Source organism: Vibrio litoralis DSM 17657 (assembly GCF_000426765.1).
Classification (GTDB): Bacteria; Pseudomonadota; Gammaproteobacteria; order Enterobacterales; family Vibrionaceae; genus Vibrio; species Vibrio litoralis.
Window position 1 is genome coordinate 312073 of the sequence record NZ_AUFZ01000016.1, and the last position, 20698, is coordinate 332770.

The following is a 20698-nucleotide window of genomic DNA, read 5'->3' on the forward strand; positions in this document are numbered from 1 at the left end:
TCACTATTCTTTAGTTTTCAAGATTGCCTATACTAATTCCAATAAATAAGTGGTCTAAATTAGCGCAGAGAAAAAGCTTGATAACAAGGCATAAAGTTTCTGTTCGTAGTGGTTCTACATACAAATTTTATAACGTAGTTAGCAAGTTTTTTAACAAGCTAGGATGATCAGTTATTTGTTGGAGTTGGTATTTTATTTGCTAGCAAAGTATTTATCAAAAATCGCTTTGTATTCACCATTTTGCTTCACTTTTTCTAGTGCCGCATTCAGTTGATCTACCAACTCTTGATTATCTTTGTTTACCGCAATACCAAAACCATTACCAAAGTATTGTTTGTTGGTCACTGGTTCGCCAACGTAGGCTAGGTCATCTTCTTTTTTGAACCATTCTGCGACTACTGCGGTATCACCAAATACGCTATCAATACGGCCATTTTGCATATCAATAAACGCATCTTGGTAGCTTGCGTAAGGAACAGCCGTTACACCTGGCATTTGATCGACTAGGTAGCTTTGGTGAGTGGAACCATTTTGAACACCCACACGCTTACCTTCTAGTCCTGCTTGGTCTGCGATTTTACCTTTAACAGAAACAAAAGCGGCGGCGTTATCGTAGTAAGCATTGGTGAAGTTCACTTGTTTTAGACGTGCTTCAGTAATATCCATTGCTGAAATAGCTGCATCGTAACGCTTGAATTTAAGTGCTGGGATCAAGCTATCAAAGGCTTGGTTTTGGAAGGTACATTTAGCTTCAATCTCTGCACATAATGCTTTAGCAAGGTCGATATCAAAGCCTTGAATTTGGTTGTTGTCATCCATGTATTCAAACGGGGCATAGGTGGCTTCAGTGGCAAATTTGATTTCGTCTTGCGCCATCGCGTGAGTTGAAGCAAGGCCAATTAAGCTAGCAAGTAGAATTTTTTTCATTGTATAACTCCATTTATATCTGTGATTTTTTTAACTGTTTTTATTGTTAGGTTTTGCATGATTAATGTTTTAAGTATTCAGCAAACGCTTGAGATTGTGGGTTGGTAAAGTGGCTCTTATCACCATGCTCAACCACATAGCCTTTTTCTAAATACAACAAATGACTGGCGACTTTTTTCGCAAAATCGACTTCATGAGTTACGATAATTTGCGTGATGCCAGTTTTGCTTAATTCTTTAATAATATCGACAACTTGAGAAGTGATCTCTGGATCAAGCGCCGCAGTCGGCTCATCAAAAAGCAACACGTCAGGTTTCATCATTAATGCGCGAGCAATTGCCACACGTTGCTGCTGACCGCCAGATAACTGCAGTGGCCAAGCATCGGCTTTATCGGCGAGTTGAAGCTTGGTTAAGATCTCGATTGCTTCTTTCTTTGCCTCAGCTTTATTCATACCGGCAACTTTGACAGGGGCTTCAATCAAATTATCTAAAACGCTCATGTGAGGCCATAGATTGTATTGTTGAAAAACCATGCCGACCTTCTTACGCAGCGCCATGCCTTGTTTTTCTGAAATTTGAGTAGAAAAATCAAACGACTCATTGGCAATAGAAAGCGTACCGCTATCAGGCATTTCTAATAGGTTTAAAACACGTAGTAATGAGCTTTTACCTGCACCGCTTGGGCCCAGTAAAACTAAGGTGTCACCGGCTTCACACTCAAAGCTTACATTGTGTAAAACCTGGTTTGAGCCGTAAAACTTATCAATAGCGTTAATTTGAATAGTCATGCTTCCAATCTGCATTTATTGTCACTAGATAAATATACTAATGATTGTGTGGTTTTATGCAAGAAAAATGTATATTAAATCACTCAATGAGAACAATTATCTGATTAATATCTAACCAATAGCACGCGACTGATTTCTTGCCTGAATGTGTTAATGGGAAGTTAATGTATATTATTATGAATGAGTCGTCTCGCACAGAACTTCAAATTGGTGAGTGAGTTATCAATTATGTGGTGGTAGAGAAACCTGCAAGAGCCAAAGCAAACAAAAAAGCCAAGCAGGAATCATCCACTTGGCTTAGTTGTGCATTTCTAACTAACATCAGGGCGAGTAAGTTTTAGTTCAATCGAGTAGAATCATTGATGAGTTCGATTAATTCATCTTCTGTTGTCGGCATTTTGGCCAACTCAACTTCGTGGTTTAATCCACCTTTTAGCATGTAGGCTTTGGTGGTTAAGTGATCGTGGTGAAACCATTTTCCATCTAGGCACACGTCGGTGTAGCACTTTTCACATTGCTTTAGCTTCATATACTTCCCTCGTATGAAGTGATTAACATATTATTAACTTACGCCTGCTTTTGCCTGCCAAACTTGATTTAGATCAATTTTACTGTGAGTGAGAGAATCTAGGGTTGAATTGTTTGAAGTAGGTTGGGTTTTGGATTGGGAAGTGGTTATAACGATTTCTGATACAGCACGCCAATTGGCGCGATATCTTGATTAAATAGGCGCTGTTTCTGAGCGAGAAAGAGTTCAGCCGTGGCAGTAGCATCCATTAATGCGTGGTGGGCGGGGTACTCCGGCAGTTGATAGTGTTGGCGTAAAGCGAATAGGCGAAAGTCTTTCTGGTAGCCGCTTTTATTACTGGTATTTTGTTCAATTTTTAAGGTATCAAGCCAAATTAGAGGTAAACGCGGTAAGCCTTGGTCTAAGCAAAATTGTTCGATAAATCGTTTTTCAATCGTGGCGCCGTGTGCGAGGACAACAGGGCTTGGCAGCGACTCAAAGAAATACTGCATTGCTTGCTGAAGCGGTATGCCGTGCTGTTGATCTTCGGGCAGAATGTGGTGTAACGAGCGGGCGGTTGGCTCTTCTAGGTTGTTATTCTTTTTCTCTATCGGTTCTTGAATCACCCAATGTTGCGCGGTGCTTAATTTGATCACGCCTTGGATGATATGAACCCAACCCATGCTAACGATATGATCGGTTGTGGGATCGAGCCCAGAGGTTTCAAAGTCGATGACTGTAATCGGTAAATCCGTCGTATCATGCTTAGGGATTGGATAAGTAGAGCGTAGCAATCTAGTGAGATACACCGGTAACTCACTCGTGTTTTGTAAATTTATCGTCTGGACTAAGTCTTGTCGCTGTTTTTCTAATTGCAGCAAAGGATGACGGCTAGAGAATATCGAAAACATACTAGCCTCCAAACTTCATTTTTATTAAGTCTTGGAAGCTAGAGATGATCCGAAAGGCGTCTTTTAAGTGTTGGCGTTCGAAGCTACCGAATTTATCAGGCTGTAAGATGCTATCAATACTCGATTTATTTTGAATCGCAACTCGTTGACCGTGGTATCTCAATTCCGTTACGTAATGGTAGGTTTCAATTAAGTCTTGATAAGTTGAATTATTGAGAATGTCGTGATCATGTAACCATTCAATCCGCTCTGTTGTATTTAGTTCAGGGCTATCGTTCATTAAGCTGTAAATTCTTACCAAGTCGACAATACATCCAATCGCAGCTTTTTTGATGTTTAACACCTGATTGTCGTTGCCATCTTTTTCTAACACTAAATTTTTAAATATGCCCAACGGTGGTCGAGTGCGTAATGCATTGCGTACCAAGGCCGACGTTAAACGCGCATTATTAGAGACTTGTTGATGTCGGTATTGATCCACCGATTCAAATAAAGGTTCATCACCATAAATGTGACGAATTTCGAGAAACACATTAAGGTTGAGCAGTAGGTCATATTCAGGATTGGTAGCCCATTTTCGATAGTAGGCTTGCCATATTGATTGCTTTTGACACCATTGAGGCGTGGCAGCCATGAAGCGACCTTTACATAAGGTGTAGCCGACTTGTGATAAGCCTTTGCAAACGTACATAGCAAAATGCTGGAAGTAGGTTCGGTCAGCTTCGGTGGCATTATCCGCAAGAATTAAGGCGTTATCTTGGTCAGATCCGAGATGTACTTCATTTCGAGCGTGAGACCCGGCGACCATCCAAGAAAATGCACAAGGTGGCTGGCCAAAACTTTCGATGGCAAGCTCAATTAAGCGGTAGGTAAAGGCATCATAAATCATGCTTAATACTTGCCCGACAATATTAGGGGTAGAGCTACTTTCAATAATGCCTTCAAAAGCAAGGTTACGTTCTTCTGAGAGCTTGATTAAAGCCGAAATGGAATCAGCTCGGTGGATTCGGTCAATTAGAAATATCGATTGAACGCCGTTATTCTGAATTAAATGCTGCGGCGTGATCAGCCCAGTAACTTGTTTTTGATGGTTTACTACGGGAATGTTTTGTATTTGATGCTTCATCATTAAGTGAACGGCTGAGATGACCAGCTCATCTTCATCTACCGTATGGACGTTTTGAGTCATCACATGACTAATTGGCTCACGGACATTGATTGCCTGTGCCACTACTCTTTTGGTCATGTCTTTATCTGTCACCATACCAATTAAGCATTGATTATCATCGACAATAAACGCGCAAGAAACTCCGACAATATCCCTCATTTGATGCGCTACTTCTTGAATGCTTTCAGAGGCCGATACCGTCAAAATTTTATCGCTAGCAATATCGATACTTGGGCGCATGTAACAGTGCTGTGTTGATTGTAAGCGATGATGTTGAGTTTGGATTGCTTGTAGGCGAGTCTGTAAACTTAGCGCCAGTTGCGAGGTTATGTCAGGGTAGTCTTGTAGTTGTGTGATCAGCGCTGGGTAATCAAAACGGTAAAGCAAGGTGTTTTCGATTGCTGTGATGACATAGTTCTCAGAGTCTTTGTTTTCAGAATCTTTATTATGAAGGTTAAAGCCAAAAATATCTTCTTCACCTAACATAGAACGTAGGCTGTCATCGGGGTAGCTTTGCTGAATCACACCTGAACGAAGAATGTATAAATAGGTTGCTTCACCATTTTGTTTTAACTGTTGCTCAGGGCTAAGAAATAAAATATCTACAGTTTGAGCGATATTGTTTAGAACCGTTTTTGGCAGCTGGCTGAATGGGTAAATTGTTTGTAGAAACGAGACGATATTGGGAAGAAGTCCATTGTTCATCGTGAGTTTCCTTCTCCCTGTCGGCTAAATGAGGATATAAAATCAAGGCTATGGTTAATGAAATGATAAGTTATCTCATTAACCATAGCCCCATCCGAAGATGAGGCTAGGCTGTCTTTATTACCAGAATACTGAGTACAGTACCGCAAGGATAATAACAATCGCATAGGCTGCAATATTAAAGCTAGACTCTGTTTTAAACATAGATGAGTCCAGAGCTATACCTTTTGGATCATCATCGTTTTCAGAAGAACTTAAGCTTGTGAATGCAATAACCGCCATTGTGAATAGCAGGGTATAAAGCATCTGATCCATAAACGGCATGTTTAGAGGCATAAACTTCAAGAACAGGGCGAATGGAATCGATAGGATAACACCAGTTACCGCGCCTTTGCTGGTCGTTTTCTTCCAGAATAAACCAAGTAAGAATACCGCTAGAATACCAGGGCTAACTAAGCCGGTATACTCTTGAATATATTGGAAAGCCTGACCAAGATTGCTAAGTAATGGAGCGATAAAGCAAGCAATGATTAACGCTACGATGGCAGTAATACGGCCGACGTTCACCAGCTTGTGATCACCACTTTTCGGTGCAATGAATTCTTTATAGATATCCATTGTGAAGATGGTTGCCGTTGAGTTCAGCATCGATGCTAACGAAGACACAATCGCTGCGGCAAGGGCTGCAAATACAATACCTTTAAAGCCAACAGGTAAGAACTGAGTTAACCAAGGGTACGCTTTATCCGCGTGCGCTAATGATGGAATGTTGTTTGTTGCGACATCACCTAATTGCGCCATTAGCTCCGGTGACGAAGTGATAACATACGCTGCGATACCCGGAATAACGACAAGGAAAGGCACGATTAATTTCAGGAACGCTGCAAACACGATACCTTTTTGCGCTTCAGCAATCGACTTTGCCGCCAGAGTACGTTGAATGATGTATTGGTTGAACCCCCAGTAATACAAGTTGGCGACCCACAAACCACCGATGAGAACCGCAATACCCGGTAAGTTCATGTATTGTGGGTTGCTTTGATCTAGGATCATTTCGAAGTGCTCAGGGGCTGCCTCTGCCATTTTAGACAAACCACTTAACCAGCCATCTGCACCACCAATAAAATCAACCGCCATGTAAGTAGTCAGCAGTCCACCAAGTACAAGGAAGAATACTTGAATCACATCGGTCCAAACCACAGCAGAAAGGCCGCCGTAAATAGAATAAACCAAAGCAAAGATTGCCAAACCAATAACAGAATACATAAGAGGAATGCCTAGGATGGTTTGTAGAGCAAGGCCACCTAAGTAAAGCACAGAGGTTAAGTTTACAAACACATAAAGGGCAATCCAGAATACTGCAAGAATGGTTTTCAAATTCTTATTGAAGCGTTTTTCAACGAACTCAGGAATGGTGTAAATACCTTTATCAATAAACACCGGTAAGAAGTATTTACCCACGATAATAAGCGTAATTGCGGCCATCCATTCATATGAGGCAATCGCTAGACCTATCGAGAAGCCTGAGCCAGACATACCGATGAACTGTTCCGCGGAAATGTTGGCGGCAATAAGTGACGCACCAACTGCCCACCAAGGTAATGATTTACCCGCCAAGAAATAATCTTCAGTACTTTTTTGAGTACCTTTTTTGTCTCTGGAAACCCAAAGACCAACACCAATAATGATTGCTACATAAATAGCAAACACAATAATGTCGATGGTACCTAATCCATTTTCAACATGAGACATAGTATCTAACCTACTGTTAAATTTGTTATATACCCTGTTAATGATAAGAAGCTAGGTTTACAGACCGTAACCTCAATCATTTTGGTGGGCATGGTTATTTTTCATGGCGAAGTGTAAACGTTTACCCTTAAATTGAAAGTGATAGAAATCACAAATAGTTACAACCAAAAATATTTTGTTACCTGGTGGGTTGTTAGCTAAAGGTAATCGAATGAGAGGGTGAGAGCGAGACTAAGGCGTGTGGTTCATCTGAGATCAATACTAGGCGCTTTGTGTACGCCTAGTTTAAATTCATGTGTGTAATAAATAGAGTAAGCTCTACGCTTGCTGCACCGATAAACGCCTAACTAACGTCGGTACAAACATAGTGGTTTCTGCTTTGGCGGGTTCATTGTTGGCAAGTTTCAGCGCTAAATCAGCAGCTTTTTCTGCCATCATTTGAATAGGGTAGCGCACGGTAGTCAGTTTAGGGTGTAGGTACTTAGCAATTAAGCCGTTATCAAACCCGATAATCGACATATCTTTTGGTGCTTCAATGTCATTCTCTTCTAGCACTGATAGCGTGCCAGCCGCCATGTAATCGTTATAGGTTGCAATAGCGGTTAGCGGTAAGCCTTTTGCTAATAGATTAGTCATGGCATGCTCGCCGCCTTCTTCATCTGGTGAGCCGTATTCAATATGGCTTTCAGAGTAAGTTAGGCCGTTATCTTTTAAGGCTTGTAAATACCCATCTTTACGATGGTAAGTATCTTCAATATCGTGATTCGAACAGATATAACCAATATTCTTATGGCCATTTTTAATCAAGAACTCAGTGGCGAGATAAGAGCCTTTATGATTATCTAATGCGATGCAACGGTCGGCTATTTCCGGTATAAAGCGATTAATTAGCACCATGCCGGGAATTTCTTGAGCAAAGGCAATCAGTTCTTCACTACTTAGGCTTTTACTGTGGATCACCAAGGCTTCACATCGATGGTTGATCAATAACTCAATTGCTTCACGTTCTTTTTGCGCCGAGTGGTAACCATTACCAATCAATAAATGTTTGCCTTGTTGAGTGGCAATCGTATCAATCGCTTTTACCATAGATCCAAAAAACGGATCAGACACATCACCCACTAATACGCCCATGGTTTGAGTTGATTGATTAACCAAAGCGCGCGCCGCCGCATTTGGGCGGTACCCTAACTTTTTCATCGCAAGCGTGACCGATTCAATCGATGCCTTACTGGCTTTCGGTGATTTGTTGATCACTCTTGAAACGGTAGCGATGGAAACGTTCGCTTCTTTTGCGACATCTTTAATGGTTGCCATACTGACCTTTATTTACATTAACCCACTCATTAGAAAGCTAGTTTAAAACATTTTCGCATTGAGGCAACGTTTACATTAAAGGTTTGAGAGGGGCGTTGGAGAGTGTGCTTCAATTTCTAGCATCTTTAGTTTTGTGGTTAAAAAAATAGTGAGCCTTAAATATTTGTTCGTTGCCCCTCTAGCTTACCGGTGCTAACATTTGTGTGTACATTACTTATTAAGGAACGACTCATGGACACTAGAATTCAATTTCGTGTTAATGAAGAAACAAAACGCTTAGCTCAACAAATGGCAGAGACCCAAGGCCGTACCCTTAGTGATGCTTGCCGTGAACTTACAGAGCAAATGGCGGAACAACAAAGAAAGACATTATCCCATGATGCTTGGTTAACGGAGCAGGTAAACCTTGCTTTTGATAAGTATGATTCTGGGAAAGCCGTGTTTGTTGATAATGAATCAGCCAAGTCTCGTATGGAAGTCCGAAAAGAAAGAATTCGCAACCGAGGTCAGCAATGATTTTATGGGAAGAAGAGTCCCTTAATGACCGAGAGAAGATCTTTGAATTTCTATACGACTTTAACCCAGATGTCGCTGAAAGAACCGATAACATTATTGAAGCTAAGGTTGAAAATTTACTCGAACAACCACTAATGGGAGCGCAACGTGATGGAATTCGAGGAAGGTTGCTGATTATTCCCGAAGTATCGATGATTGTTTCCTATTGGGTTGAGGGTTCAATCATTCGCATTATGCGAGTTCTGCATCAGAAGCAAAAGTTTCCTATAGATTAAGTATTAAGTCGTTGTGCGACAACTAACGCTTCATTAAGGTGCGATAAGCACACAATACATTTTTGTAGTACGGCAAGTTAAACAAACAAAGAACAACAAAAAACCAGCAGCATGTTTCCATACTACTGGTTTGAATTTACTTTAAATGAATAACTGCCTTTTACATAAAGACTAGTTTAGCCACAAAGACTGCTGTTAATACGTACATGCAAATTGAGACGTCTTTTTGTTTACCCGTTGCGACTTTTAAAACCGTGTAAGTAATAAAGCCTAGTGCAATGCCATTGGCAATCGAGAAGGTCAGCGGCATCATTAATGCGGTGATGGCTGCAGGAGCGGCGTCGGTGAAGTCGTTCCATTTAATGTGTTGCATGCTGCTCATCATTACAAACGCCACATAAATCAGTGCACCTGCGGTGGCGTATCCTGGGATCATGCCAGCCAGTGGTGACACAAAGATTGCCGCAATAAATAGCAAACCAACCACGACAGAAGATAAGCCAGTTCGAGCACCGGCTTCAACGCCAGCGGCACTTTCTACATAGCTGGTCACGGGTGGACAGCCTACGCAAGAACCCGCAACACTCGCCACACTGTCGGCTTTCAATGCTTTACGCAGATCTTTAATTTTGCCGGTGTCTTTATCCATCAAGTTAGCACGTTGAGCCACGCCCATTAGGGTGCCTGCGGTATCGAACATATTGACGAACAAGAAAGCTAATATCACGCTGATCATCGAAATTTCTAACGCGCCTGAAATATCCATCGCCATAAAGGTTGGAGCTAGGCTAGGCGGGGTATCAAAAATGCCGTTGTATTCAACGATACCCATGAAAAAGCCGATCATGGTGACACTGAAAATACCAATTAATACTGCACCGAATATCTTACGCTCGCTCAGCACGCTAATGATCAAAAAGCATAGTGCGGCTAATACTGCACTAGGTTGTGTGAAGTCACCTAGGGAGACGAGGGTCGCTGGGCTTTCGACTACAATGCCTGCGGTTTTTAAGCCAATTAGACCAAGGAATAAACCGACACCTGCGGTCATTGAGTAGCGCAGACTATGTGGAATACTATCAATAATCCATTCACGCAAACTGCTGTAACTCATGGCAACAAATAGCACACTTGAAATGAAGACGGCACCTAGTGCGACTTGCCAGCTATACCCCATTTCTCCGACAACGGTAAAGGCGAAGAAGGCATTTAGCCCCATACCCGGTGCCAGCCCAACGGGCCAGTTGGCATAAAACGCCATCAGTAGGGTACCGATGGCTGCCCCGATACAAGTTGCCACAAAGAGGGCGCCTGCATCCATACCAGACGTCGCCATAATCGATGGATTGACGAAGATGATGTAAGCCATCGTGGCAAAGGTGGTTAAGCCGCCAATGATTTCAGATTTGACGGTAGTGCCATGTTGTTTGAGTTTAAACCAACGTTCTAGTAGCCCTGAATTTTGGTTGGATTGCTCGGCTTGGTTTGTGGTTAAGGTTTCGCTGTTTGAATTTTCCACGGTACGTTTCCTTGTAGGGTGGTCCTTGTGGTTTGCATCTACTTGTCACAACGATTTGTTAATTTGCGACTTAGATAGAAAGCTCGATACGTTTTTTAGGCGTAACAAAGGTCAACAGACCTTAGGCCTGGAGGACATCCTGATCTCCATGCATTGATAGTTAAGTTTAGAGTTAAGTGAAGTGCCGACAGCCGGCTGGCACTACGCTGAATTTATGTTGGCGACGAAAACTAGCTGCCGCGATAGGTTGAGAAGCTGTAAGGCGAGCAAAGTAGCGGCACATGATAGTGGCTGTCTTGATCGTTAATACCAAAGCGGATCGAGATGTCATCTAGAAACGGCACTTCGTCTAGCGTTACGCCTTTTTGCTTAAAGTAGCTTGCGGTGTGGAAAATAAGTTCGTATTTACCCACTTCAAAATCGGCACCTTCTAATAGAGGCGAATCGGTTCGTCCATCAAAGTTAGTGGCGACGGTTTTGATTTTTTGTGCGCCTTGCTCGGTGATGCGAAAGAGTTCGACCTGTATATCGCAGCCCGGCAATCCATTCGCCGTATCTAAAACATGTGTAGTCAGTTTTCCCATAATTAGCTCTGCTTGTTAATTGTTAAAATAAATGGTTAGTAAATGTTGAGTGAATCAAAAAAAGTTTTGTTATAAAAATGTGATCACTTGAAATTGATTATGTACACAACATTGTGTTCCGTAAAGGTGAGAGCTCAAAAAATTGGCACTGGATCATGTGTTGAAGTGGATGATAATTTGGTAGGTTATTTATAATTCAATGATTTTAAATATAAAACTTTAGATTTGGCAGCTTTCATCATTCAGCAAAAAATTTTTAATATTCTTGACTTAAAAGTCAGCTTAATTTTGTTTGGCACTTAAAATAGTGCGCAGGTTAACAAGTTGTGAATAAAAATATTTGCCATGTTTTAATAATTGTATACAATTATTAAAACAAAGGTTCAGGGCTATTTACTGGTTTAGGTTGTATACTTTTAATGTGTACGAATCTAATTCAGATGAATTCAGTATTCAATATTCAGGATGACACGACAAAGGAGAGGTTCATGGGTAGTGAGTATCCACGCAATTTAATCGGGTATGGAAAAGATCTGCCTGATGCTCAGTGGCCGAACGAGGCTCGAGTAGCGGTTTCATTTGTGCTGAACTATGAGGAAGGCGGCGAGCGCTGTACTTTGCATGGTGATGATGAGTCAGAAGCGTTTCTTTCTGAAATCATTGGTGCGCAGCCTTTCCCTAATGCTCGTCATATTAGTATGGAATCTATCTATGAATACGGTAGCCGCGCAGGTGTTTGGCGTATTCTGAAGTTATTTGAGCAATTTAACTACCCACTGACCGCGTTTGTTGTAGGCATGGCAGCTGAGCGTCATCCTGAAGTCATTCAAGAAATGGCGAATGCTGGTCATGAAATTTGCAGCCACGGTTACCGCTGGTTGGATTACCACAAAATTGACATTGATACTGAACGCGAACATATGCAGAAAGCGATCAATGTTATTAAGGAGATCACAGGTGAGCGTCCGTATGGTTGGTACACTGGCCGTAATGGTGTGAATACTCGCAAGCTGGTGGCCGAAGAAGGTGGCTTCTTATATGACTCCGATGCTTATGATGACGATCTTCCTTATTGGCATACCGAAGGCCCGAAACCTCAACTGGTGATTCCTTATACGCTTGATGTGAATGACATGCGTTTTGCGACCAACCAAGGTTTCCATACGGGTGAGCAATTCTTCCAATACTTAAAAGATGCGTTTGATACTTTGTATGAGGAAGGCGCAGAAACACCAAAAATGATGTCTGTCGGTTTGCACTGTCGTTTGATTGGTCGCCCAGGCCGTATTCAAGGTTTAAAACGATTTATGGAATATGTGCAGCAGCATGACAAAGTTTGGGTGTGCCGTCGTTTAGATATCGCTAAACATTGGCATGAATGTCATCCGCATCCTGATCTTGTTAAGTAATTGATTTTATTTAAGTGAACATTGCAAGCCAGTTTCAAATATTAAGTAAAGAAGGAAGGAACCGTGACTCAATTTAAAACTTGCCAACCAAGCCAAATGACCAAAGCAGAATTTGTTGAAACCTTTGCTGATATTTATGAACACAGTCCTTGGGTTGCAGAGCGTACTTTTGATAAAGGTCTGGATTCTTCTTTTGATCAGATTGAAAAGCTGCATACGGCAATGTCAAAAACCATGCTAGATGCCGACCCACAAGAGCAATTAGATTTGATTAACGCTCACCCAGATTTAGCCGGAAAAGCTGCGGTTAATGGTGAGCTAACCGCTGCATCAACTTCAGAGCAAGCAGGGGCTGGAATTAGTCAATGTACTCCAGAAGAGTTTGAACAATTTACCGATTTTAATGAGCGATACAAAGCTCGTTTTGAGTTCCCTTTTATCATGGCGGTAAAAGGGGCCAACCGTCACCAAATCTTGGCGTCGTTTGCTGAGAGAATTGACAACGATAAAGAAACGGAATTTGCAACCGCGATTGCACAGATCAATAAGATCGCTTCGTTTCGACTTCAAGACATGTAACAAACCAATATATAACGCGGAAGACATGTAAATCATAAAAGGGAATGAGGACTGTCTGTGCCCATACTCAACGTTATTTAGCGGTATTGAATAGCATTGAGGTTAATTAAATAGGGCTCAATAGAGCATAAAATAACGGAAGGGATATCATGACTGTAGACACCGCAATTTCACTGAAAGTTGAACCATTAACCAAAGAGGCATTTAAACCTTTTGGCGATGTGATTGATAAAGAAGTCAGCGATTACTTTATGATCAACAACGGTTCAACAAGACGCTATCACCGTATGGCGGATGTGGATGTGGCAGATAACGGTGGTGAACCCATCATCAGTATTTTTCAGGCAACCCCTTTAACGTACCCATTGAACATCCAAATGATGGAACGTCATCCTTTGGGCTCTCAAGCATTTATTCCACTTCTTGGTCATCCATATTTAATTGTGGTGGCAGAGAAGGGCGAAGATTTGCAGCCACAGGCATTGAGAGCGTTTTTAAGCAATGGACGTCAAGGTGTCAATTATCACAAAGGGGTTTGGCACCATCCAGTGCTTGCACTGCAACCGGATGATCAATTCTTAATTGTTGATCGTGCTGGCGAAGGCAATAACTGTGATGAAGTGTACTTTGAACAATCAACCGAAATCATCTTGTCATTGGATAATTTACCGAGTGTGAATTAACCGAATTACGAACAAGCAAAAGTTGATTATTTAGCCGTCTATTGAAGAGCATACCGGTTCACCATATCCCGGTTACGTATGCTCTAGACAAGGAACAGTTTAAGGAGAAAATTATGGATCCGCATATTACGGAATGGCTCAACCTCGCAATTCGCTGGGTTCACATGATCGTTGGTATCGCGTGGATTGGGGCATCATTTTACTTTGTATGGTTAGAAAATAACTTAAACCGTGTTAATCCAAAAACGGGATTGTCTGGTGATTTATGGGCGATTCATGGCGGTGGTATTTATCACCTAGAGAAATACAAATTAGCACCCCCTCAAATGCCAGAAAACCTACACTGGTTTAAGTGGGAAGCTTACTTCACTTGGATCACTGGTGTGTTGCTACTAGGCGTAGTCTACTACCTTAATGCCAATATTTATCTGATTGCTCCGGGCTCTGGTTTAAGTGTCGGCGCGGCAATTGGTATTGGTATCGCTTCGCTAGTGGGTGGTTGGATCATCTACACCTTATTGTGTGACTCACCATTAGGTAAAAAGCCACTGCTATTAGGTGTGGTGCTGTTTGCCTGCCTTGTTGGTGCGGCTTATGGTTTAAGCCAAGTGTTTAGTGGCCGCGGTGCTTACATTCATGTTGGTGCGATTATCGGTACTATCATGGTGGGTAACGTATTCTTCGTTATCATGCCGGCCCAACGTAACCTAGTAAAAGCAATTGAAGACGGTACAGAGCCAGATCCAGCACTGCCAGCCAAAGGTCTATTACGCTCTCGTCACAATAACTACCTAACATTGCCAGTGCTGTTCATTATGATCAGTAACCACTTCCCAAGCACGTATGGCTCGGAATACAACTGGTTAATTTTGGCGTGTTTAGCGGTGTTCAGTATTTTAGTTCGTCACTACTTTAACACTCGTCATGGTGGTCAGAAGTTTGCGTGGGCAGTACCGGTTGCAGTACTAGGTATGATCAGCCTTGCGTTTGTGACGTCAAACAAGATGCCTAGCTTATCTGAACCAAGTGCGCCTGTTGCTCAACAAGAAGCTGCAACTACGACTGATAGCGCAACGGAAACCGCCAGTGCAAATGAAGCGGGTACCGAAGTTGCGGAAGCTTCAGTATTTACTCAAGTGCAAAAAATCATGAATGATCGTTGTGTGGAATGTCACTCAGCAACGCCAACTAGCAACATGTTTGCCACGGCACCTGCGGGAGTAGTACTTGATACACCGGAAGAGATTCAAACCAATGCTCCACGCATTCAATCACAAGTTCAGACTCGCGTGATGCCACTTGGTAACTTAACCAAGATGACAGATGAAGAGCGAGCGTTAGTGGTCGATTGGGTGAGCGATGGCGCGAAGATCTAACCGCTAAAACCTTAGTCATTGAAGCGGTAGCTTGATGGTATTGTTTGCCTCACAACCTCTTCAATTACTTTGGTCATGAACCTATTTTATTCCGTTGTTGTACTTATTCGGCACCTCCCTCGGGTGCCTTTTTTATATCTGTAATAAATTGGATAAGCCATCAAACGCCATCTATTCTCAATAGATATTAATAACGTAAAAAGGATAGAGCGTGATGACGGATTCAAGACCCATTCCACAAGAAGCATTTGATTGGTATGACGAATATGCCCACGGGCTAATTGACCGACGTGAGTTCTTTTCTCGTTTAGGTGGCCTAGTCGCACTTGGTTTTACTATGACAACGCTCACTTCTGCATTGCTCCCCAACTACGCTTTAGCTGAACAGGTTTCGTTTAACGATCCTGATATTGTGGGCAGTTATCGTACCTTTCCATCTCCTAAAGGTTATGGGGAAGGGCGAGGCTATTATGTTGAACCCAAAAATAAAGAAGGGAAACTTCCGGTTGTTTTGGTGATTCATGAGAACCGTGGCTTGAATCCTTATATAGAAGATGTGGCACGTCGTTTAGCCAAAGCTGGATTTATCGCATTTGCCCCAGACGCGCTTTACAGTTTAGGTGGCTACCCGGGCAATGACGATGAAGGTCGCTCAATGCAAAGCTCTTTAGACAAAGCCAAAATCGAAGAAGATTTTATTGCTGCCGCTCAGTTTTTAAGATCGAGTGAGCGAAGCAATGGCAAATTAGGTGCAGTGGGTTTCTGCTTTGGTGGCTATATCGTCAATATGCTTGCCGCGACCCTAGGTGATGATCTGGGGGCGGGGGTTCCGTTTTATGGCACGCCAGCGGAAAAATCAATTCGTCCGAATATTACCGCGCCCCTCGTTATTCAATTTGCCAGTGAAGATAAGCGCGTAAATGCCACCTGGCCGGAATATGAGGAAGACTTAAAAGCCGCAAAAGTGGATTACAAAGCTTACATTTATCCGAATACTCAGCACGGTTTCCATAATGACTCGACAGGACGCTATTCTGAAAAAGAAGCAGAATTGGCTTGGGATAGAACTTTAGAGTTATTTAATAAAACCTTAGTATATCCCCTTCGTACTTGAAGCAGCAGCTTTGTTGAAGGCGTTCATTCACCCTAATCGAATAGGCGATCTATGCACATGGGGCCTCATTCACCTGTCGCCTCACTGTCACTCCAATTAGTTTGAGTATAAATGCATGACTCCTTTTAAAAATTAAAATAATCCCATGAAATCCAGCGAGTTTTCATAAAGTTGACTAGGCTAAAATAGGAAGATTAAAAACGATCATTTTAAAGGAGAATTTGATGTCGATAATTACATTTTTGATTATTGGTGCGATAGCAGGTTGGCTTGCCGGTCAGATCATGAAAGGCTCAGGGTTTGGTGCGGTAGGTAATATTGTTATTGGTATCGTAGGTTCTTTCGTGGGTGGTTTTACGTTTAGTCTACTGGGGTTATCGTCTGGGGGCTTCATTGGTTCAATTGTGACGGCGACGGTAGGAGCGGTATTATTGCTTTATATTTCTCGACTTATTAAATCATAGTTTGTTCAGTCACCTCTATTTGTCATCAAGATAGTCGTGAGAAACCTAATCTAAATAATCAAAAGCGCTGTCATTCATTATTTAATACTTATCTAGTTTTTAGTAAGCATATTTAAAGAATGGTAGCGCATTTTGTTTCTCTTTTTTCAAGCCCGTGACCTATCTAAAGTTCAGCATATTGGTGGTCGATATAACTTAGTTTACCACTTTACTTACCTTTGAATGATGATCTCTCCATTTTCATTTTTATGCAGACTCGCCTTATGCGTCTTAATAAGAGTCGCCGCTAAAGCAGGTTCTACCGCTTGCAGTTGCCCTTTAGTTCTAATCGATGGCGTTGCCCAAGAGTTATCTCTATATAGGCCCGTCTCGTTATATTCAATAAGAACTTTCATATTTACCTCCAATGTGTAACAAAATGTAATCTCGCATTAACAATACTGTTAACATTTAGTTTGCGCACCGTCTAAAAATGCAAATTAAGTTTGAGTTTTACAGGGTTACGCGAGGTGGGTTTATCTGCTTAAGGCGATCAAAACGAGAATGAATATTAGATGATAAAGAGCTCAATATTCGGAAAGTAGAGCTCTTTATTTGTAAAGTTGACGTTTGACGTTATGGGGAATGAATGAGAAAAGTTACGCTTTCTTAATATCCGCTAATATATCTATCGCCTTACAGCGCTTATCATGATCATACAAATCATTAGTGAAGATAAACTCATCAATTCCTAATTGCTTCACCATCATTTCTAAACGGTGCTTGACGGTTGCTGGGCCTCCGGTAATCGATAAGGCTAAGAAGTTATCGACATAAGCTTCTTCTTGCTCATTCCATAAGCCATCCATGCTTTCTACTGGTGGCTGCAACCATAATTCTTTACCACGAATAAGCGCTAACGCTCGTTGTTTGGTGGTGGTAGAAAGGTACTGTGCTTCGTCATCTGTTTCGGCGGCGACCAGCGGTAAACCGAGCATCACGTAAGGTTTATCGAGAACGTCTGATGGTTGAAATTCTTCTCGATATAGCTCTATTGCATCATGCATAAAGCGTGGCGCAAAGTGACCAGCAAAGGCATAAGGTAGTCCTTTTTCTGCGGCTAAACGTGCGCTGAACAAGCTTGATCCAAGCAGCCAAATTGGCACGTTGGTATTTTCACCGGGCATAGCGCGAACTTGGCTAAAGCCGTTGTAAGGGCCAAGTAAGGTTTGCAGTTCTTCGACTTCGATAGGGAACTCATCGGCACGCTTTTCATCGCGATTCAGTGCACGGCTGGTGATTTGGTCACTACCGGGTGCTCGCCCTAAACCAAGATCAATTCGGCCGGGGTATAAACTTTCCAATGTGCCAAATTGCTCGGCAACGACCAGTGGTGGGTGGTTAGGTAGCATAATGCCGCCAGAGCCCACTCGGATGTTTTTGGTGCCACCGGCAATGTAACCAATTAGAACAGAAGTTGCTGCGCAAACAATGCCTGCCATGTTGTGGTGTTCGGCAAGCCAAAAGCGGTTATAGCCTAGCTCATCGGCCAGTTGTGCGTATTTAAGGCTTTTTTGCAGCGTTTCCCCAACCGTTGAGTCTTGGCGCATAGGTGCTAATTCTAAGAGTGAAAATGGCACATCGGCGAGAATAGACATAGTGATTCCTTACAAGTTTGGTTGGATGAATAAAATCCATCGAATTATCGTGAGTTGGTTAGCGACCTTACCGTTAAGCATTTTGTGTCGGTAAAGGTTTTGCACACTTTTCTCGAGTAATGAAAAAGCACATTAGCGAAGCAAAAGTAACTAATGCAACACCTTGCCAAAAGGAGTGGCTGAGGCTGACTTCTAAGTACACGGCAGAAAATAGCGTCGCGAAGATAGGAATAAAATAAGACAGCGTTCCTAGCAAAATGATGTTGCCACCGACAATGGCGTGATTCCATAGAGCATAACCTGAACCTATGGTGATCCCAGCAATTAACACCGTAATACTGCTACCCCAAGTAAAGGATAAACTAGGCTCTGCGCTGATGGTGTATTTTATCCATAAGGAGATAGCGGTTGCCATAAAGAATAGTGGGATAGGGTTTTGACCATTACTCATTTTTTTGGTGATCGTGCAATAGATCGCCCAAATAAACGCGCCAGAAAAAGCGAGCAGGTATGGGATAGGATTACCTGCAACATTCTGGCTGATTAGTTTAATGGATAATGTTTGATCGCCCGATATACACCACGCCACTCCAATAAATGCCAGCGCAATGCTTGGGTAGATCAAAAGGTTCACCTTCTTATTACTGACAATCACGCTAAGTAGAATGGTCAATGCGGGCCATAGGTAATTGATGATCGCCATTTCCATTGATTGGCGACGACTATTGGCTAAACCGAGTGATAGGGCTAAGCAAATTTCATAAGTGACAAACAAAATCCCGCCTACAATTAAGTACTGCTTAGGAAATTGTTTAAGACGAGGCACACCCATTACCACAAACAGAAATACAGTACTCACGGAATAAATCATCGCCGCGCCCGCGGTTGGACTAAATAACTCGGAGATATCACGAATTAATGCGGTGAGAGAGCTCCACAGTAGGATAGCGAGTACGCCGCACAGCGTGTATTTATGTTTGGTTAGAAAAGGCATGGTAATACTTCGTTAGCGATTATGTGTGAGGGCTGAAAGTATCAATAATGAGACTAAGAGGCAATGTACAACTTACTTGAAATTACCTGAGTAAAAACTGCCCAGCTATTGATGTTAAAAGTTATCGTTAGATGTTTTTTTGAATGTTTATTTTTGAGAGGAAAAAGTGAAGGTTTACGGTTTGATTTTTAAATACTTAACCATTTCATGGGTATTGAACTAATCTTCATAATAACCAGTTGCTTAACAGGAAGTGTTATCAAAAAAATTTAATATTCAATTTGTTACATTTTACTTTCGTAACCTATCCTTTAGTGGTAGATTCGCACCGCTGCGAAACCAACTTGTGGGCAAATAAGGAAAATAATTATGAAAAAAACATCTATTGCCATCATCGTGATCATCGGTGTGGTAATTGGCTGGATCACTTTTGGAGGAACCCAAGCTGTGCTCCATGCCACCTCAACCACTGAATTTTGTGTCTCATGCCACACTATGGAAAAACCTCTTCATGAGTACCAAGGCTCGGTGCATTTCAGTAATAGTAAAGGTGTGAGAGCTGAATGTGCCGATTGTCATATTCCTACCCACAATACTGTTGATTACCTTTGGACGAAAATTCGTGCATCTAAAGATATCTATCACGAGTTTGTCACTGGCAAAATTGATACCGACGAAAAATACGAAGAACACCGCTTAGAAATGGCGCAAACGGTCTGGGATCAGTTAAAAGCGAATGACTCTGCGACTTGTCGTAGTTGCCATAGTTTCAATGCAATGGAACTTTACGACCAGCCTAAAGGTGCACGCGAAATGCACATTGCCGCTCAGAAAGATGGTCAAACTTGTATTGATTGTCACAAAGGTGTGGCTCACATGGCCCCACAAGCTAAGTTAGATACTTCAGCATTTGATCACTTATACGATCTTGCGAAATCTACGCCAAATGATGCTCAAACAGTTTACCCTCTTGATTTCATTAAAATGGGTGAGCTTGCAACCATCAATCCAACTGTTGAGCTAAAAGTAGCGAAAACAGATGGAGATAAGCGCACTGTAACGGTTTCTGGTTACCAAATGAAAGGTGCAGAGTCGGTAATTTACCTAGGCAATGGTAAGCGTTCAATTCTTGCTTCGCTAACAGAAGAAGGTCAAAAAGCGTTAGAGCTTGGTGAGCCTTCTACTGATGAATATGGAAATGAATGGCGTACTGCTAGCTTAACGGGTGAAATTAGTGCTCCTGTTATTGATTCAAATAAAGCTTTATGGGAATACGGCGAAAAACTAGATAGTACATATTGCTCTACTTGTCATGCGAAGATCCCACCAAATCACTTTACGGTGAATGCATGGGGCCCGGTTGCGAAAAGCATGGGAAGTCGTACGGATATCTCGGATCTTAACCTAGAAATCCTAACTAAGTTTTTACAAAACAACGCGAAAGACGTTGTTAAAGAACAACACTAAGGA

General features: G+C 42.1%; 20 protein-coding genes and 2 pseudogenes. 10 read left to right on the forward strand and 12 right to left on the reverse strand.

Going from position 1 to position 20698, the window contains the following annotated elements; all coding sequences use genetic code 11:
* Positions 1-192: 192 nt before the first annotated feature.
* From K358_RS0104640 to K358_RS0104670, 7 genes are all read right to left on the reverse strand, one after another.
* Positions 193-927 (reverse strand): arginine ABC transporter substrate-binding protein, encoded by a 735-nt coding sequence (locus K358_RS0104640; RefSeq protein WP_027695722.1) that lies wholly within the window; start codon positions 925-927, stop codon positions 193-195.
* Positions 928-988: 61 nt separating this feature from the next.
* The gene (artP, locus tag K358_RS0104645; protein WP_027695723.1) at positions 989-1717 is read right to left on the reverse strand and encodes an arginine ABC transporter ATP-binding protein ArtP; all 729 of its coding nucleotides are present in this window, start codon (positions 1715-1717) and stop codon (positions 989-991) included.
* A gap of 337 nt (positions 1718-2054) precedes the next feature.
* Positions 2055-2246, reverse strand: a complete 192-nt coding sequence (locus tag K358_RS0104650) for a hypothetical protein (protein WP_027695724.1) — start codon at positions 2244-2246, stop codon at positions 2055-2057.
* A gap of 146 nt (positions 2247-2392) precedes the next feature.
* Positions 2393-3136 carry a 3'-5' exonuclease gene (locus tag K358_RS0104655; protein ID WP_051241186.1) on the reverse strand — a complete coding sequence of 248 codons (744 nt, stop codon included), beginning with the start codon at positions 3134-3136 and terminating at the stop codon, positions 2393-2395.
* A 1-nt stretch (position 3137) separates the two neighbouring features.
* Positions 3138-5009, reverse strand: a complete 1872-nt coding sequence (locus tag K358_RS0104660; protein WP_027695726.1) for a DUF294 nucleotidyltransferase-like domain-containing protein — start codon at positions 5007-5009, stop codon at positions 3138-3140.
* Between the two features lie 120 nt (positions 5010-5129).
* Positions 5130-6761 carry a sodium/sugar symporter gene (locus K358_RS0104665; RefSeq protein ID WP_027695727.1) on the reverse strand — a complete coding sequence of 544 codons (1632 nt, stop codon included), beginning with the start codon at positions 6759-6761 and terminating at the stop codon, positions 5130-5132.
* Positions 6762-7079: 318 nt separating this feature from the next.
* Positions 7080-8078, reverse strand: coding sequence for a substrate-binding domain-containing protein (locus tag K358_RS0104670; protein WP_027695728.1), 999 nt, complete (start codon positions 8076-8078; stop codon positions 7080-7082).
* Between the two features lie 231 nt (positions 8079-8309).
* Here K358_RS0104670 and K358_RS0104675 point away from each other — a divergent pair, with 231 nt between their 5' ends.
* Positions 8310-8594 (forward strand): type II toxin-antitoxin system TacA family antitoxin, encoded by a 285-nt coding sequence (locus K358_RS0104675; RefSeq protein WP_027695729.1) that lies wholly within the window; start codon positions 8310-8312, stop codon positions 8592-8594.
* Positions 8591-8869, forward strand: a complete 279-nt coding sequence (locus K358_RS0104680; RefSeq protein WP_027695730.1) for a type II toxin-antitoxin system RelE/ParE family toxin — start codon at positions 8591-8593, stop codon at positions 8867-8869. Before K358_RS0104675 ends, K358_RS0104680 begins: the two co-directional genes overlap by 4 nt.
* A gap of 160 nt (positions 8870-9029) precedes the next feature.
* Here K358_RS0104680 and K358_RS0104685 read toward each other — a convergent pair whose 3' ends face one another.
* Both K358_RS0104685 and uraH read right to left on the reverse strand, forming a co-directional pair.
* Positions 9030-10388, reverse strand: coding sequence for an NCS2 family permease (locus tag K358_RS0104685; RefSeq protein ID WP_027695731.1), 1359 nt, complete (start codon positions 10386-10388; stop codon positions 9030-9032).
* 230 nt (positions 10389-10618) lie between these two features.
* Complete coding sequence (uraH, locus tag K358_RS0104690; RefSeq protein WP_027695732.1) at positions 10619-10972, reverse strand: hydroxyisourate hydrolase; 354 nt, start codon at positions 10970-10972, stop codon at positions 10619-10621.
* A 488-nt stretch (positions 10973-11460) separates the two neighbouring features.
* On the opposite strand from uraH, the gene puuE reads away from it, so the two are divergent.
* The 7 genes and pseudogenes from puuE (at position 11461) to K358_RS0104720 (ending at position 16597) form a co-directional block, all read left to right on the forward strand.
* Entirely contained in the window at positions 11461-12381 is a 921-nt protein-coding gene (gene puuE / locus K358_RS0104695; RefSeq protein ID WP_027695733.1) for an allantoinase PuuE, read from the forward strand.
* 63 nt (positions 12382-12444) lie between these two features.
* Positions 12445-12960, forward strand: coding sequence for a 2-oxo-4-hydroxy-4-carboxy-5-ureidoimidazoline decarboxylase (gene uraD / locus K358_RS0104700; RefSeq protein ID WP_027695734.1), 516 nt, complete (start codon positions 12445-12447; stop codon positions 12958-12960).
* A 149-nt stretch (positions 12961-13109) separates the two neighbouring features.
* Positions 13110-13643 (forward strand): ureidoglycolate lyase, encoded by a 534-nt coding sequence (locus K358_RS0104705; RefSeq protein ID WP_027695735.1) that lies wholly within the window; start codon positions 13110-13112, stop codon positions 13641-13643.
* Positions 13644-13756: 113 nt separating this feature from the next.
* A pseudogene (locus tag K358_RS0104710) lies at positions 13757-14722 on the forward strand (urate hydroxylase PuuD); the annotation flags it as partial.
* Positions 14723-14800: 78 nt separating this feature from the next.
* Positions 14801-15019: pseudogene (locus K358_RS19565) on the forward strand (urate hydroxylase PuuD); the annotation flags it as partial.
* A 214-nt stretch (positions 15020-15233) separates the two neighbouring features.
* On the forward strand, positions 15234-16133 hold the full coding sequence (locus K358_RS0104715; RefSeq protein WP_027695737.1) for a dienelactone hydrolase family protein: 900 nt from the start codon (positions 15234-15236) through the stop codon (positions 16131-16133).
* 224 nt (positions 16134-16357) lie between these two features.
* The gene (locus tag K358_RS0104720) at positions 16358-16597 is read left to right on the forward strand and encodes a GlsB/YeaQ/YmgE family stress response membrane protein (RefSeq protein WP_027695738.1); all 240 of its coding nucleotides are present in this window, start codon (positions 16358-16360) and stop codon (positions 16595-16597) included.
* A 212-nt stretch (positions 16598-16809) separates the two neighbouring features.
* Here K358_RS0104720 and K358_RS0104725 read toward each other — a convergent pair whose 3' ends face one another.
* The 3 genes from K358_RS0104725 to yddG all read right to left on the reverse strand — a co-directional run bounded on the left by K358_RS0104725 (position 16810) and on the right by yddG (position 19228).
* Positions 16810-16992, reverse strand: coding sequence for a hypothetical protein (locus tag K358_RS0104725; protein WP_027695739.1), 183 nt, complete (start codon positions 16990-16992; stop codon positions 16810-16812).
* 243 nt (positions 16993-17235) lie between these two features.
* Positions 17236-18234 carry an LLM class flavin-dependent oxidoreductase gene (locus tag K358_RS0104730; protein ID WP_038149696.1) on the reverse strand — a complete coding sequence of 333 codons (999 nt, stop codon included), beginning with the start codon at positions 18232-18234 and terminating at the stop codon, positions 17236-17238.
* 73 nt (positions 18235-18307) lie between these two features.
* The gene (yddG, locus tag K358_RS0104735; protein WP_027695741.1) at positions 18308-19228 is read right to left on the reverse strand and encodes an aromatic amino acid DMT transporter YddG; all 921 of its coding nucleotides are present in this window, start codon (positions 19226-19228) and stop codon (positions 18308-18310) included.
* A 363-nt stretch (positions 19229-19591) separates the two neighbouring features.
* Here yddG and K358_RS0104740 point away from each other — a divergent pair, with 363 nt between their 5' ends.
* Entirely contained in the window at positions 19592-20695 is a 1104-nt protein-coding gene (locus tag K358_RS0104740; RefSeq protein WP_027695742.1) for a NapC/NirT family cytochrome c, read from the forward strand.
* Positions 20696-20698 lie beyond the last annotated feature (3 nt).